We start from the raw sequence: 15,380 nt of genomic DNA, 5'->3' as shown, positions 1-15,380 counted from the left end.
CATTCTATCTAAGGCTCATGACCGATATACAACACCAGATCGACTGGCTTTCCCGCCTTGTCGCCCATGATACGACATCATCGAGATCGAACCTCAATCTGATCGAGGATGTCGAGGCCTATCTGCACGGCCTTGGCGTTGAAACCAAACGCGTCGCCAATCATGATGGCAGCAAGACCAATCTCTATGCGATTGTCGGCCCGGCGGAAGAGGGCGGTGTCGTCCTCTCCGGCCACACCGATGTCGTGCCCGTCACGGGCCAGCCATGGGATAGTGATCCGTTTACGGTGAGCGAACGTGACGGCAAGCTTTATGGCCGTGGCACCTGCGATATGAAAGCCTTCTCCGCCATCGGTCTGTCGCTGGTGCCGGAAATGCTCCAGGCAGGCCTGAAAAAGCCGCTCATCTTCGCGCTGTCTTATGACGAGGAAGTGGGCTGTCTCGGCGCGCCCGACATGATCGACGAGATCATCCGCGAGGTCCCGCGTCCGGCTGCCGTGATCGTCGGCGAGCCGACCATGATGAAGGTGATCGACGGCCACAAGGGCATCTCGTCTTTCCGTACCCGGGTCAAGGGCTTCACCACCCATTCCAGCCAGACCCAGCGCGGTGTCTCCGCCGTCATGGTCGCGGCGCGGCTCGTCACCTTCATCGAGGACATGGCGCGCGAGTTGCGCGCCGATGCTGTCGATAACCCGTTCGATCCTCCGTACACGACAATGACAGTCAATGTCATCAATGGAGGCACGCAGCTGAATATCATGGCGGCTGACTGCGCGTTCGACTGGGACCTTCGTTCGATCCCGGGTGACGATCCTGCGGAAATCCATTCACGTTTCACAGCCTATGCCCGCCAGATCGAGGCACAGATGAAAAAGCGGGACACGGGTTGCTCGATCGAGACCGAGTGGATGACGAAGGCGCCATGCCTTGCCCCGAGAGCGGACAATCCCGCCGCCGACCTGGTCAAGGCGATCTCGGGCCACAACCATACCGAAGTCGTGCCCTATGCCGCCGAAGCCGGACAGTTCCAGCAGGCGGGCCTGTCGACGGTAATCTGCGGGCCAGGCTCCATCGACCAGGCACATCAGGCGAATGAATTTATCTCGCTCGACCAGATGCGGGCGGGCACCGATTTCATGCGCCGGCTCATTGCCCGCATGGCCTCCTGAGATAGAATTTCAGATAATCCGTTTACCCTCTTTTCAGCCTTGTAAACGAAGCCTGAAGATCTCGACGATTTTAAGAGTTTGCTTACACAATAATTCAGGAAACGGAGTAAAACTGATACCTGCCTTTACTTCGCTTTAAGCGGGTGGCGCGCATTGTCCGAAAGACGAAAGAAAACTGTCTGGGGCAAAGGTATGAGTAAGAAGACCGAACATTGCCGCGTATGCGGCTCCAGGGCCTTGACGCCGGCTTTCACCCTTGGCGGTGATAATGGCTGGGTGATCTGCGATCCTGAAAAAGATGCGACCGCTTGCGGCCTGCTTCAGCGCGGTTGGGATATGCCGGCATTGCCGGTGCATGATCACGCGGCCTGTCGCACGGTGCGCCATCGCCTGCGAGCCACTGTCACCTGCCTGTTGGAAATGCTCAGTGCACGCGATGCCCGCGCGCTCGATATCGGCTGCGGCGACGGCACGTTCCTGTCCTACCTGCCGCGCTGGATCGATGGCGTCGGTGTCGATCGCCATCGTCTCGCGGCGGGAGAGGAGAAATGGGGCACGGCCATTCGCGGCAATTTCCCGGACCGTACCGTGCTCGACATGCTCAATGACAGACTCGATGGCGAGAAGTTCGACGTGGTCAGCGCCGTGTCGACCTTCGGTGAACAGGATGCCCCGAAAGAATTCCTCCAGGCGGTAAAAGGCTTGCTGGCGAAGGATGGCCTTGTGGTGATCGAGACAGCCTATGCGTCTCTCGCCCTCATGCGCAACAATCCGGCGGCGTTTCATGCCGAGGCGAAAGGCGTCTACACGCTGACGGTGCTGGAACATCTCGCCCGGTCAGCCGGCCTGAAAATCATCCGTGGCGGGATGACGGAAACCGATGGCGGTGCGCTTCGGGTCTTCCTGACCCATGCCGATTACCATGGCTATGACGATACACAATGGCTGAGCCAGCTCGCCCGCCTGTGGGACGAGGAGAACGCGCTTGCCCTGACCAGCGCGCAGACCTGCCAGGCCTTCTCCTGGCGCATGGAGCGTAACCGGGCGCGGGTCCAGTCCTTCTTTGATGATGCAAGCCGTTTCAACCAGCACGCCCATGTCATCGGTGCCGACGCGCCGATGCTGGCGATGCTCGACTGGTTCGGTATTGACGGCTCCGTGGTTTCCGCCCTGATCACCCGCGATGGCGACCTTCATGGCAGTCATATCGCGCTGGGGCAGGGGCCGTCCGTAGAGGTTCTGTGCGAGCGTGAACTGTCGTTGCCGGTGCCGGACATCATCATCGCCTCGGCCGCCCATCGCCGCGAGGCCCTGGAGCACTGGCGCGAGGCGATCTTCGACGGCGCACGGCTGGTCTTCCTGTCGCCTGACCTGTCAATCGTGGATGATGCCAATTACGGCACTGAGCTTGGCAAGGCACTGGCCGTCACCGATGGCCCCGGCAGTGTCGACACGTTGCGCGCCGTTCTCGCCTCGATGCAGCGCCCGCAGTTGATCACGGTCAGTACCGGAACCTGATCGGCCGTCTCACGTGGAGATGAACCGCCGGTCGGTGCCCTCCAGCGCCACGGCGGTGAGCTTGCCAGTCCACACGGCACCCGTATCGACATTGATCCGCCAGCCGACATCGAGCGGGGTTTCCTCATTCGGTGTATGGCCATGGACAATACAGGTCTGCCCGAACGCCCCGGGCTTCTGGTCGAAAAAGGCATTGCGGATCCACAGCAGATCTTCCTCGCGCTGCTGTTCCAGCGGGATGCCGGCGCGCATACCGGCATGGACGAAGATATAATCCCGCTCGATGTGCCAGTTGACGAGATCCATCAGGAAACGGAAATGGCTGTCGGGCAGCCTTTCGGTCAACCTGTCACGCAGATCTTCCGGGTCCTCGCCGGCAACCTTGTCGAGGCCATAGCTTTCCAGAGTCGCGCCGCCGCCCCATTCGATCCAGTTGGCCGTCTCCTCGGGGGCAGCGATGAAATCCAGCATGGCCTGTTCGTGATTGCCGCGTAACAGCACGATGTCGTCACCGCGCTCGCGTTTCAGCGCGATGAGGTGTTCGATGACGTCGGCGGAGGTTTCTCCGCGGTCGACATAATCGCCGAGAAAAATGATGCGGTGCGGCATGTCCGCGTCGCGATCAATCCGCTCCATCAGATCCAGCAGCAGGTCGTTACGGCCGTGGATATCGCCGATGGCATATATCCTGACGCCATCCGGTGCCCTTGCCGCGAATTCTCTCTTTTCCTGCTTCTGCCTGAACATCATCATCGCGGCATACCATACTTCATGTCTCTTGGATGACATATTTATTGCATTGCAATGTTCAATTTTTCGAAACCTTGATCAACAACACTTTGTGTTCCGCGGAAATTCACTTAGGTTAACCTTGGTCCCCAGGGAGGACGCCGTGACCATTGCCGTGACAAATGCCGGTGGCTATCCCGGCACCCACATGCTCCTGAGCCTGATGGATGCAGGCGAGGATTTCATCGCACTGGAGCCGGAGGCCAAGCTGCCCCCGGCATTGGGAAGCGTCGATGTCGTGCGCACTGATCTGTCCGACATTGCCAAGCTGACACGCTTGTTCAAGGCGAGGTCGATCGACGAGATCGTCCATTTCACCGGCGAGCGGCTGCCCAAGGCCCAGCAAAGCAATCCAGCCACGCATTACGAAGAGAATACGATCGCGACCTATAATCTGGTGAAAGCGGCAACCGCCGCCGGCATTCGCCGGATCGTCTTTTCATCGACCGCATCGGTCTATGGCGTGCCGGACCGCATGCCGATCCGGGAGGAGACGCCGCTTGATCCGATCACGCCGTTCGGGTCATCCATGTCGATGGCCGAGCGCATGGTGCGCGATATCGCCGAGGCGAACGGTGTCGGCGCTGCCGTGTTGCGCTATTTCAACCTCGCCGGGGCAGACCCCGATGGCCGTGCGGGCGAGGAGGGCGGGCCGCGCCACCTGATCAAGATCGCCGCGCAGATCGCCGTCGGCACGCGCCGGGAGAAATTGCAAATCTTTGGCAATGATTATCCGACCCCGGACGGTACGTGCATTCGTGACTATGTTCATGTTTCCGACATGGCCGAAGCCCATCTGAGTGCCCTTGAATATCTGCGCCATGGCGGGGCGAGCGTTACGCTGAATTGCGGTTACGGCTTTGGCGCATCTGTTCTCGATGTCATCTCCGCCGTCGAGCAGGTGACGGGACAGAAGCTGCCGTCGGAAATCGTCTCGCGGCGCGTCGGCGACCCGCCCCTGCTGATCGCCGACAATGCCGAGATTCGCGCCGTGCTCGACTGGGTGCCGCGCTATGACGATCTGGAATACATCGTCCGTAGCGCGATCAAATGGGAAAGCTTCGTCAAGCAGAGAGATGCTGCCTGAATGATCGACTTTGCCCGGGCGCGATGGTTCGTACTGTCCATGCGCGTCTGTTTCGCCCTTCTCCTTGTCGTCGTGACCCTTCTCAGCCTCATTCCCAATCCGGATGACGTGCCCGGCGGGCCGGACTTCAGCCGCTGGCTGTCAGGTCTGCTGTTCGGCACGGAAGACTATGCCGACAAGATGTCCCATTTCATCGCCTATGGCGCGCTCGGCGGCACGGCGGTTCTCGCCGCGTTGCGTCCTTTCGGCAGAGTTGTATTGCTGCCGGTGCTGCTCATCGCCTATAGCGGTCTCATTGAAGTGCTTCAGGGTATTGGCGGCGCACGCCAGGCCGACATCGCAGACATGCTCGCCAACGCCGCCGGCGTGACGGCCGGGATGCTGGTCGTCGGCCTGACGCTGGCCCTCAATGACCGGTTCGGCAGGAAAACGGTGAGACGATGAAAGCCATGATTGTCATCCCGGCGCGGTTTGCGTCGTCGCGCCTGCCGGGCAAGCCGCTGCTGGTTGCCGGGGGCAAGCCGTTGATTCAGCATACCTATGAAAAGGCCGCAGGCTCTTCGGCCGACCGGGTCATTGTCGCAACCGATGACGAGCGCATCCTGAAGACCGTGCAGGACTTTGGCGGCGAAGCGGTGATGACCTCCGCCGATCACCAGACCGGGACGGCGCGCGTCGCCGAGGCTGCCGACAGGATTGCCGGGGAGGGGGAGCCGGTCGATATCGTCGTCAACATGCAGGGCGATGAACCGGAGACTGATCCGGCCCATCTCGACGCGCTGATCGCCGTCCACCGGGCCGCGCTCGCAGGCGACCGGCCGGCCTTCGTCTCGACGCTGGTCTGCCCGTTCGCGCCGGAACCGGTCGACGGGCCGGGCTCGCCGCAGGATCCGTCCTGCGTCAAGGCGCTACTCGGCCATCCGCGCGCCGATGGCGGCTGCGATGCGCTCTATTTCAGCCGGGCGCTGACGCCTTACCCCCGCGATGACGGTGGCAGGGTGAGCGATCCGACCGTCTATTACCTGCATATCGGCATCTACGCCTTCTCTGCCGCCAGCCTGAGAGCCTATGACAGCCTGCCCGCCGGGCGGCTGGAGGCGATCGAGAAGTTGGAACAGTTGCGCATCCTCGAAGCCGGCGAACGCATTGCCGCGGCGATCGTGCCGCAGGCCGCACCGGGCATCGACACGCCGGCTGATTTTGCGGCCTTCAAGCAACGACTTGCCGGGACAGGATGAAGTCGCCTGTCGCGCTCAAAAAAAGGGCGGCCCTTGAGCCGCCCGCTTTTTCAGACAATTGCGACGATCATTGAACGGTGACGATTTCACCGACGCCGCCGGACATCTGGTAGGCAAAGGTGCCGTCCATGCCCTCCTGCAGCGTCATTGTCAGCGTACGGCCGTCGCGCGAGGCGATGCTCAGGCTCTGGGCGTCGCGGTGACGGATGACCTGCTTGACGACCCGGTTGCTGTTGCCTTCGCGGGTGATGACGATGACTTCCGTCGTCCTTTCGGGTGACGGGTTCACCACCTCGCTCGTCATTTCCAGCTTCTCGATCTCGATACGGGCAGATGTGGCCATGGCGGTTATGGTGTTCACGTCGATATCGATGTCATGGTGGCTATCCATATCCATATGGAAATCGGCATCATGGTCGTGATGATGCGGGTCCTGACACTGCTCTTCAGGATGTCTCAGGCCCGATTTGCCGACGGCAGGCAAGCTCTCGGGGCCCGGGGCCGCCGCGATGGCGAGCCGGGGCAGGGGAATTTCCGCGAAGGCGGGGATCATCTCGATACGGATGGCCTCGGGGCTCGCTGCCCGCAGGTCGTTCAGCAGCGCCTGCAGACTTGCATCTGACATGGCGAAACCTTTATCCGGCATCGACGACTCCATGCCGGCGGTCAGATAGGGGCGCTCCACGGCAGTGTCGAGGCCTGAGCTGAGCACGCCGCGCGGGGAAAGCAGGAACAGGCCGAGCACAGCAACGCCGGCCATCGAGACCCCGGCAATCTGTATGCGGCCGATATCGACACGGGCACGATAGCCCTGGCCGATCAGGCGGCGGATGCGGGCGCGGAAAGCACCGCGCGACTGGTGGTCAAAAGCGGACAGGGCGAGCATGTCGCTGCAGCTTTTGCCATGCAGATGGCCGTATCCATGTTTGCGCTTGTCGGCAACGAGCAGGGTCACGCTTTCCAGAAGGGCGCTGGCATATTGGCGTGAGCAGCCATTCATGGCGACGGCCCGGTCGTCACAGGCCATTTCCCGTTCTTCGCGCAGGCGCGCCCCGATGAAAGCGGTCAGCGGGCTCCACCAGAACACGGCTTCGATCAGGCGCTGGACCAGCGCGAATTGCAGATCGCCGCGCCGGATATGGGCAAGCTCATGGGACAGGACATGACGGATCTGATGGGTCGGCAGGCTGGCGACGAGGCTTGCCGGCAGGATCACGCGATAGCTGAACAGGCCGATCGCCATCGGCGTCCTCACGCCCTCGGCCTGCATCACATCGATCTCTTCCGGCCAGTCGCGGGGCAGCATGTCCGTCGACAGCGGGCAGGGCTTCAGCGTCTGGACGAGGTCATGGGTCTGGCGTGCGGCCGACACGATGCGGAAAATCTTCCAGACACCGACGCCGATCCAGATGGAGACGAGCGCGGCGAGGATCAGCGGCAGCGGCAGCATTTCGAGGGCGCCAGCCAGCGGCGCGAAGACCTTGACCTGAACCGGATGAATCGCCGGGGCAGCAGCAGCCGGCACCGCCATGCCTGCGCCCGGCGCGGCGGCGCTGGCGACTTGGATCGTCGGGATATCGATCAGCGTCGCTACCGGCAGGATCGCGGACAGGACGAGACCTGCCGTCCATAACCAGGAGCGATGCTCGGCGCTCCAGAACCGCTTGCCGGCGAGCAGCAGGCTGACAATACCAATGATGAGAAGACCCTGCCACAGATGGCGAAAGGCAATTTCAGTAAAAAGGCCGGGTAGATCCATGTCCCTATTCCCCTAGTCCGGCACGCCCTCTGTGCTTCAGGATGTTGTGTCGTCCATTTCCTTCTTCAAGGCCTGGAGGTCGTCGATGTCGATTTCGTCGAGTTCGACGAGATGTTCGGCAAGCGCCTGCGGTGAGCCCTCGAAGAACCGGCTGACCAGCTGCGACAAAGCCCGCTGGCGTGCCTCCTTCTGGCTCAGCACCGGATAATAGACAAAGGCGCGCCCTTCCTTGCGATAGTTGGCATAGCCCTTGTCGTGCAGGATTTTCAGGACCGTCAGCACGGTGGTGTAGGCGACCTTCCTGATACCGTTCAGCTTCTCATGTACATCGCGCACGGAAGCTTCCTTCAACTCCCACAGCGCCTGCATCACGCGCTGCTCGGCTTCGGTCAGAATGGGAGACGGTTTTCGCGGCATGATATCCTCGACTAAGCTTATAGTTCAGGATATTCGGAATCCGCTGCCTCCGAAACTATCCATTTAGTAACATTTCAGCCTGAAGCGGCAGCTGCGCCATTTCGGGCGAGGGGGAGAGGGTTACTCGGCGCGTTTGACGTATGCGACCGTCTCAGTGTCGACGACGATGCGCTCGCCCGTCGTCATATAGGGGGGCACCATCACGCGCACGCCATTATCGGTAATGGCGGGTTTGTACGACGACGACGCCGTCTGACCTTTGACGGTCGGCTCGGTCTCGACGATCTCCAGCGTGACATACTGGGGCAATTGTACGCCGATCGGCGTGCCTTCATGCATGTCGAGCACGACCGGCATATTGTCCTGCAGGAACGCCGTGCGTTCGCCGATCATGTCGGCCGGGATCGAAATCTGCTCGTAGCTTTCAGAATCCATGAAGATCAGAAGTTCGCCTTCCTTGTACAGGTAAGTATGGTCCTTCTGCTCAAGGCGCACGCGCTCGACGGTCTCGGAGGCGCGGAAACGCTCGTTCAGCTTGCGCCCGTCGAGCAGGTTTTTCAGTTCGACCTGGGCATAGGCCGGGCCCTTGCCGGGCTTCACGGCTTCGGTCCTGACCGCGACCCAGAGGGAATCCTGATGCTGGATGACGTTGCCGGGACGTACTTCGTTGCCGTTGATCTTCATGCTTTTTCCTGCTGCTGTCGTGGTTTACGGACGGGCCAGGCTGATGCCGGCCATGCCTAAACGGTGCGCGTGCTTGTGGCATGTTGCCCATTTCCTTGCAACAGAAACAATCCGGTGCCCGCGCGCAGGGTTCGTTGCCATAATGTTGCAGAATTGTTGCATTGCAGCGACGATTCTGTCTTGTTTTTCATCCTGACATGGGGTGTATTGCCGTGACTAAAAACTGTCACATTATAACAATCAAGAAAGTGGCAGGCATATAAAGGGATGGGAAACGTCCACTAATCAGCCGGACCTGCAGCGACATCGCGCGGTCCGGCTTTTTCATTCGTGGCCACAAAAAACGCCGGGCAGGGCGCCCGGCTTTTTGGGGGATGATTCCGGGCGGCGATCAGTCGTCGATGACGATATTGCCGATGGTGATGTCCCCTGAGCCATTGGTCGAGACCTTGCCCGTATAATCGCGGATATAGACATCGCCGGACCCGCGGATCGACACGCTGGGATTGGAGGCGATGCCCCCGAAATCGAGATCGCCGGACCCGCTGATATTGACGCGCATATCGGCGGCATCGCCATCCTTGATGCTGACATCGCCATTGCCGACGATATCGACCTCCGTCGGGCCGTTGATGCTGCCGACGGAAATATCGCCCGACCCCCTGATCTTGACGGTCAGGCCGCCACTCACATCGCCGGCCTCGATATCGCCTGAGCCAGCGATGTCCAGATCCGCGCTCGCGCCGATTTCACCGAGGAAGACGTCGCCGGAGCCCCGGATATCGACTTCTGCCGGCCCGCTGACGCGGCGCACGGAGACATCGCCCGAGCCGGCGATGGCAATGGCCGCCGATCCTACGGTATCGAATTTCAGGCTGCCGGACCCGGCGATATTGCTGTTCATGCCGCCTGTCACATTCGCGAGCATCAGGTCCCCGGCACCGGAAATATTGATGTCGACATTGGCGAGGTTCCCGATCGTGCCTTCCATGTAAATCGTACTCTCGATCGTCAGGTCGCTGTCCAGATTACCAATGGTCACGAAGGCGGCGAGATCGTCGGCGACGAGATCGGTTCCGGCGGGCAGGGTGATCTGGATGACAGGATAATCAGTGAGGAAATTGCGGAAGGCCTTGCTGCCGTCGCGCTGCCAGTTCAACTGCCGCCAGATATCCTTGTGGTCAGGTTCGTCGCGGCTGTAGACCCGCACGGTCGCACCGTTCTTTTCGACGAGGACGGGCTCCTTGCCGCCGTTCCGGTCATCGATGGTGACGGACATGGCATCGCCGTCGCCAATCGTAACGCTGACGGTGCCGATGAAACCCTCCAGCATCACCCTGTCGAAACCGCTGAAGTCGCTGGTCTTCACCTCTGCCTGCGCGCATCCGATGCCGAGGACCGATACAAACAGGCCAGCGGAGATGGCCACCCTTGCCTGGCGGCCGATTGTTGGACGGTTAATCATTGCTCGCTCCTCCTTCGGAATATTTCCCCTCAGCAAACAGTATATAATCACCTTTTACCAGCAACTAAATATTTAGTAAATGAGGTTGCGGAAAAACCGGCCTGTCGGCGCTCGGCCGGCTTTGCCCAGAGACGTGAAATCAGGCGTATTTTTCGATGTCTTCGTCGGAGATGTCGAAATTGGCATACACGTTCTGAACGTCGTCGAGATCGTCCAGTGTGTTGACCAGCTTGAACACCGTGCCTGCCTTTTCGCCCTCGACCGGAACAAGGTTCTGCGGCCGCCAGATGAGCGCGGTGCCCTGGGCCTCGCCGAAGCGTTCTTCCAGAGCCCGCGAGACATCGTTGAGATCCTCGATGGCGGTATAGATTTCGTGGCCATCCCCGGAGGAGACGACATCGTCGGCACCGGCCTCGATCGCCGCTTCCATCATCTCGTCTTCGGTCGCGACATCGCCAGCATAGCGAATCTGGCCGACCCGGTCGAAGCCGAACGAAACCGCGCCGGTCTCGCCGAGATTGCCGCCATTCTTGGAGAAGGTCGAGCGCACGTCCGAGGCGGTGCGGTTGCGGTTGTCTGTCAGCGCCTCGACGATGATACCGACGCCCTCGGGCCCGAAGCCTTCATAGCGCACTTCTTCATAGTCATCGCCGCCGGCCTCGGCCGCCTTGTTGATGGCGCGCTCGATATTGTCCTTGGGCATGGACACTGCCTTGGCGTTGGCGACGGCAAGGCGCAGGCGCGGATTCATGTCCGGATCCGGCGTGCCCATCTTGGCAGCGACGGTGATTTCCTTCGACAATTTGGAGAACATCTTCGACCGCTTGGCGTCCTGGCGCCCCTTGCGATGCTGGATGTTTGCCCATTTAGAGTGACCGGCCATGACGATGTATCCTGCTGATGGCTGAAAGCTTCGACAAAAGTTTCAGCCATCTAGCGCGGCTTGGAGACCGGTTCAAGTGTGCGAGACCATATACCTTAGCGGCTGGCGATCGCCTTGATGAGGTAGACCGCAGAGACCAGGATGAAGAAGACGCACAGGTAACCGACCAGGGCCATACCGGTCAGGCCCATCAGATTGTTCCAGGCCAGGATCGTTTCCGATTCCCAGACGGTCACGTTGAAGCGACCGGGTGTCGACAGCCAGTTCCACAGATAGGTGACGATGGCGAGCAGCACGGTGCTCTCCATCACGGCACCGAAGACGTTGCCGTAATTGCCCATACGCAGGCCGGTGAAGACGCTGATCACCAGAACGGCGATCACCATGAAGATGTTGTTGAAGTCGAGCACCATGGAAATCGCGGTGCCAAGATCGTTCAGAATTTGAGACAGCATGATAATCCCCTCCTTGTTCCGCTCCCCTTACACGGCAGGTTAACCATACACTCCCGGCATTACCAGATATTCATAAAAAATTAACCAATTGCCCTCGAGCCGCCTTTGCTTTTCCCGGGCCTGGATTTTGCCGCGGGTCCGGTCTGGCAGTTCCTGGCCAGCGTATCGGCAAGATGGTCGATCAGGGCCCTCGTTCTGGCGGACAGGTGGCGCGTCGGCGGCCACAGGATATGCAACCCGACGCTGCCCCAGTCATGGTCCGAGAACAGCGAGATGAGCGAGCCGAACCGGAGGCTGTCCTCGACGATGAAGGAGGGCACCTTCAACAGGCCAAGACCCCGCGTCGATGCTTCGCGCATCAGGTCACCATTGTTGCAGAGCATCGATGGCTTGATGCGAAACCTGAAGTCCTCTCCGGAGGGGGACCGGCAGGACCAGTTCCCGGCGCTGGCATCGCCGGTATAGACGAACCCCGGCAGCCCATCGAGGTCGGCGGGTGAGGAAAGGGGCCCATATCTGTCGATAAAATCCGGGCTTGCCACCAATACGGTCTTGATACCGGTAATCTTGCGCCCGCGCAGGGAGGAGTCGGGCAGATTGCCGATACGGATGGCGAGGTCATAGCCCTCCTGCACCAGGTCGACACGACGGTCCGACAGGTCGATATCAAGGGTGATCTGGGGGTGCTTCCTCATGAAGTCGGAAAGATCGCCCGCCAGATGCGACAGGCCGAAGGACAGGGGCGCGGCGATGCGGATCGCGCCCGATAATTCGCCGCTGGCGCGGGTGATTTCGTTGTTGGCCTCCTCGACATCGCTGAGAATCCGCTCGGCATGGGCAAGATAGGCACGGCCGGTTTCCGTCAGCGCCATCTGTCGGGTGGTGCGGTTCATCAATTGCACGCCAAGACGGGCTTCGATATCCTTCAGGCGGCGGGAGACAGCGGACGGAGCAATGTTCAGGCGGTCGGCAGCATGGGTGATCCCGCCCGCACGAACGATCTCGGTGAAGATTTCCATATCTTCGAGCTGGCCCATGTCTGTTCTCCCAACGGCAATAAACGAGTGAAATCACACGTTATTCTTCGACTAATCCAAATCTAGTCGAGCTGCCGGAAAAAGAAACGCCTTATTTACCAAAACTGGCAAGACGCTGTCAGACTAACGTTCGACGGGTGCCGGTTGCTGTTCGATGAGGCGCCCGCCGACACGGATCGGCTCGGCATGGACCGCAAGCCCGGTCCGGTCATCGGTCACGACATAGACACCGCAGACAGTACCCTCGCCGGACGCGGGCTGCAGGCGGTTGCCCGGCAGCTTTGTCGTGAACCGGGCGACGGGTCCGTCCTTTTCCATGCCGATGACGCTGTCATAGTCGCCGCACATGCCCGCGTCGCACTGGAACGCCGTGCCGCGCGGGAAAATCTGGGTGTCGGCGGTAGGCACATGGGTGTGCGTGCCGACAACGAGGCTGACCCTGCCATCGAGGTACTGGCCCAGCGAATATTTCTCCGACGAGGCTTCGGCATGCATGTCGACGATGATGGCATCGGCCTCGCGGCCCAGCATCAGCCCTTCCATCTCGCGTTCCAGCGCCGGGACCGGGTCGTCCATCGGGTTCATGAAGCGCTGGCCATGCAGATGCACGACGAGAACGCTGCGTCCGTCGCCGGCTCCGTAAAGACCCGCGCCACGGCCGGGATTGGAGGCTGGAAAGTTCGCCGGGCGCAACAGGCGCCGCTCCCGGTCGAACATGTCGAGGCTGTCGCGCTGGTCATAGGCGTGGTTGCCGGTAGTGATGACATCGGCGCCAAGGTCGAAGATCTCCTCGCAAATTGCCTCGGTCACGCCAAAGCCGCCGGCGGCGTTTTCGGCGTTGACGACGATGAAATCGAGGGCGAGGCGGCGGCGCAGGCGTGGCAGGTGATCGGACAGGGCCTTGCGGCCGGAGCGGCCCATCACATCGCCGAAAAACGCTAGACGCATGAAAAGAAAATTCCTGCAGCTTGAGGTGAGCGCTATATGCGAGCGATCAGGGGCGAACGCAAGCGCCGTCTTTGGAAGCGGCCGCCCGCTTGACTTATGGCGGAGGGCATACGCACGATTACGCCTGAGTAGAGGAGAACCCAATGCAAATAGCCACCAGATCCCGTTCGCTAGCTCTGTCCCTTGGCGTTGCCGCCATCGCTTTGTGCGCTGCTGCGCCCGCGATTGCGCAGGAGGCTGATGAACGCTTCGAGCAGGTGATGGAGGCTCACTGGCAATGGTATCTGGAGCAGAACCCGGCCTATGCGACCATGCTGGGCGAGGATGTTGCCGGTGACGAGTTGGGCGATCCGTCCATCGCCGCCTATGATGCCGCCGTCGAGGACAGGAAGGCCTTTCTGGGCAAGCTTCAGGCGATCAACCCGGCCACGCTGAGCGACGACAATCAGCTGAATTACGCGCTGCTGACCCAGCAGCTGGAAGACGAGATCGAGGCGGGCGATTTTCCCGGCAAATATATCCTCATTTCCAATCGCGGCGGGCCGCATCTCGACATGACCGGCCTGCCGGACCTGCTGCCCTTCTTCGATGCCGATGATTTTGCGTCCTATGTCGCAAGGCTCGGCAAGATGGATGAGTATATCGAAACGGCGACAGAAACGATCCGTACCGGGATCGAAGGCGGCTGGACCCAGCCCTGCGCGTCGATGGAGGGCTATGAGGACTCCATCACGACCCATATCGTCGACGATGCCGCCGACAGCGTCTTCCTCGCCCCCTTCGCGGCCAAGCCAGCGACGATGGCGCAGGCGCGGTTCGACGAACTGAAGGCGCAGGCGAGCGATATTGTCGAGACCGAGATCATCCCGGCGCTGGAAGAGTTCGAGACCTTTTACCGGCAAGAATACCAGCCCGCCTGCCGCGAGATCGACGGGATCGGCTCGGTCGAAGGCGGGCAGGACTACTACGCCTATCTCGCCCGCAGCTTTACGACGACCGATGCGACGCCGGAGGAAATCCACCAGCGCGGTCTGTCGGAAGTCGCCCGTATTCGCGCCGAAATGGAGAAAGTGATCGAGGCGGCGGAGTTCGACGGCACGTTCGAGGAATGGCTCAATTTCCTGCGCACCGACCCGCAATTCTATCCGCAGACTGGCGACGAGCGCATGGTCGAGGCAGCCCGCATTGCCAAGAAGATGGATGGCGAAATGCCGAAACTCTTCGCGACGCTGCCAAGCCTGCCCTATGGTCTGAAGGAAATTCCCCTTGATATTGCGGAAAAGACGACCACGGCCTATTACCAGCCGGGGGCGGGCGACGGGACGCGGGCGGGCTTCTATTTCGTCAACACGACAAAGCTCGATACGCGGCCCCTCTATGAGCTGGAGGCGCTGACCCTGCACGAGGCAGTGCCGGGCCACCACCACCAGATCGCGCTGGCCCAACAGCTCGACATGCCGCCGTTCCGGCGCTTCACCTTCTTCACTGCTTTTGTGGAGGGCTGGGGGCTCTATGCCGAAAGTCTTGGCGAGGAGGCAGGCTTCTACGAAACGCCGTATACTAAGTTCGGCCAGCTCTCCTACGAGATGTGGCGCGCCTGCCGCCTCGTCGTTGACACCGGCATCCACGCCAAGGGCTGGACGCGCCAGCAGGCGATCGACTTCATGGCCGAGAACTCGGCCCTGTCGATGAACAACATCACCACCGAGGTCGACCGCTACATCACCTGGCCGGGTCAGGCGCTCGCCTACAAGACCGGCGAGCTGAAGATTAAGGAATTGCGGGCACTGGCCGAGGAAGAGCTGGGCGAGGATTTCGACATCCGCCTGTTCCATGACGCCGTGCTGGGAAATGGCGGCGTGCCGCTGTCAGTGCTGGAAGACCACATCAAGACCTGGATCGAGGAGCAAAAAAGCTAGCGACCGCGC

Annotated in this window: 15 protein-coding genes; 6 read left to right on the top strand and 9 right to left on the bottom strand. The window is 60.8% G+C overall.

What is annotated here, in order from left to right:
* Positions 1-17 precede the first annotated feature (17 nt).
* Positions 18-1,172, top strand: a complete 1,155-nt coding sequence (gene argE / locus IEV88_RS08610; protein ID WP_188158836.1) for an acetylornithine deacetylase — start codon at positions 18-20, stop codon at positions 1,170-1,172.
* 192 nt (positions 1,173-1,364) lie between these two features.
* Entirely contained in the window at positions 1,365-2,690 is a 1,326-nt protein-coding gene (locus IEV88_RS08605; RefSeq protein WP_188158837.1) for a class I SAM-dependent methyltransferase, read from the top strand.
* 9 nt (positions 2,691-2,699) lie between these two features.
* Here the strand turns inward: IEV88_RS08605 and IEV88_RS08600 are convergent, their stop codons facing one another.
* Positions 2,700-3,479: a metallophosphoesterase family protein gene (locus tag IEV88_RS08600; protein WP_206711227.1), complete on the bottom strand. Its 780-nt coding sequence runs from the start codon at positions 3,477-3,479 to the stop codon at positions 2,700-2,702.
* A gap of 103 nt (positions 3,480-3,582) precedes the next feature.
* On the opposite strand from IEV88_RS08600, the gene galE reads away from it, so the two are divergent.
* From galE to kdsB, 3 genes are read left to right on the top strand one after another with little or no spacing between them, the layout of a single operon-like run.
* Positions 3,583-4,566 (top strand): UDP-glucose 4-epimerase GalE, encoded by a 984-nt coding sequence (gene galE, locus IEV88_RS08595; protein ID WP_206711228.1) that lies wholly within the window; start codon positions 3,583-3,585, stop codon positions 4,564-4,566.
* A complete protein-coding gene (locus tag IEV88_RS08590; RefSeq protein WP_188158840.1) occupies positions 4,567-5,010 on the top strand; it encodes a VanZ family protein in 444 nt (147 codons plus the stop codon).
* Positions 5,007-5,804, top strand: a complete 798-nt coding sequence (gene kdsB, locus IEV88_RS08585; protein WP_188158841.1) for a 3-deoxy-manno-octulosonate cytidylyltransferase — start codon at positions 5,007-5,009, stop codon at positions 5,802-5,804. The genes IEV88_RS08590 and kdsB overlap by 4 nt, the downstream gene beginning before the upstream one ends.
* A 67-nt stretch (positions 5,805-5,871) precedes the next feature.
* Here the strand turns inward: kdsB and IEV88_RS08580 are convergent, their stop codons facing one another.
* The 8 genes from IEV88_RS08580 to IEV88_RS08545 all read right to left on the bottom strand — a co-directional run bounded on the left by IEV88_RS08580 (position 5,872) and on the right by IEV88_RS08545 (position 13,452).
* Complete coding sequence (locus IEV88_RS08580) at positions 5,872-7,563, bottom strand: M56 family metallopeptidase (protein ID WP_188158842.1); 1,692 nt, start codon at positions 7,561-7,563, stop codon at positions 5,872-5,874.
* Between the two features lie 36 nt (positions 7,564-7,599).
* Positions 7,600-7,980 carry a BlaI/MecI/CopY family transcriptional regulator gene (locus IEV88_RS08575; RefSeq protein WP_188158843.1) on the bottom strand — a complete coding sequence of 127 codons (381 nt, stop codon included), beginning with the start codon at positions 7,978-7,980 and terminating at the stop codon, positions 7,600-7,602.
* 120 nt (positions 7,981-8,100) lie between these two features.
* Complete coding sequence (gene efp, locus IEV88_RS08570; RefSeq protein ID WP_188158844.1) at positions 8,101-8,664, bottom strand: elongation factor P; 564 nt, start codon at positions 8,662-8,664, stop codon at positions 8,101-8,103.
* Between the two features lie 391 nt (positions 8,665-9,055).
* On the bottom strand, positions 9,056-10,129 hold the full coding sequence (locus tag IEV88_RS08565; protein ID WP_188158845.1) for a GIN domain-containing protein: 1,074 nt from the start codon (positions 10,127-10,129) through the stop codon (positions 9,056-9,058).
* A 139-nt stretch (positions 10,130-10,268) separates the two neighbouring features.
* Entirely contained in the window at positions 10,269-11,012 is a 744-nt protein-coding gene (locus tag IEV88_RS08560; RefSeq protein ID WP_188158846.1) for a YebC/PmpR family DNA-binding transcriptional regulator, read from the bottom strand.
* A 95-nt stretch (positions 11,013-11,107) separates the two neighbouring features.
* Positions 11,108-11,467, bottom strand: a complete 360-nt coding sequence (locus tag IEV88_RS08555; protein ID WP_188158847.1) for a hypothetical protein — start codon at positions 11,465-11,467, stop codon at positions 11,108-11,110.
* Between the two features lie 80 nt (positions 11,468-11,547).
* Positions 11,548-12,504 carry a LysR family transcriptional regulator gene (locus IEV88_RS08550; protein ID WP_188158848.1) on the bottom strand — a complete coding sequence of 319 codons (957 nt, stop codon included), beginning with the start codon at positions 12,502-12,504 and terminating at the stop codon, positions 11,548-11,550.
* 123 nt (positions 12,505-12,627) lie between these two features.
* Positions 12,628-13,452, bottom strand: a complete 825-nt coding sequence (locus tag IEV88_RS08545) for a TIGR00282 family metallophosphoesterase (RefSeq protein WP_188158849.1) — start codon at positions 13,450-13,452, stop codon at positions 12,628-12,630.
* Positions 13,453-13,595: 143 nt separating this feature from the next.
* Between IEV88_RS08545 and IEV88_RS08540 the strand changes: the two genes are divergently transcribed.
* Positions 13,596-15,371, top strand: coding sequence for a DUF885 domain-containing protein (locus tag IEV88_RS08540; protein WP_188158850.1), 1,776 nt, complete (start codon positions 13,596-13,598; stop codon positions 15,369-15,371).
* The last annotated feature ends 9 nt before the right edge of the window (positions 15,372-15,380 follow it).

The sequence above is a fragment of the Aquisalinus flavus genome (assembly GCF_014640095.1).
GTDB lineage: Bacteria > Pseudomonadota > Alphaproteobacteria > Caulobacterales > Parvularculaceae > Aquisalinus > Aquisalinus flavus.
Note: the sequence above shows the minus strand (reverse complement) of the source record. Positions and strands in the feature narration are given on the sequence as shown.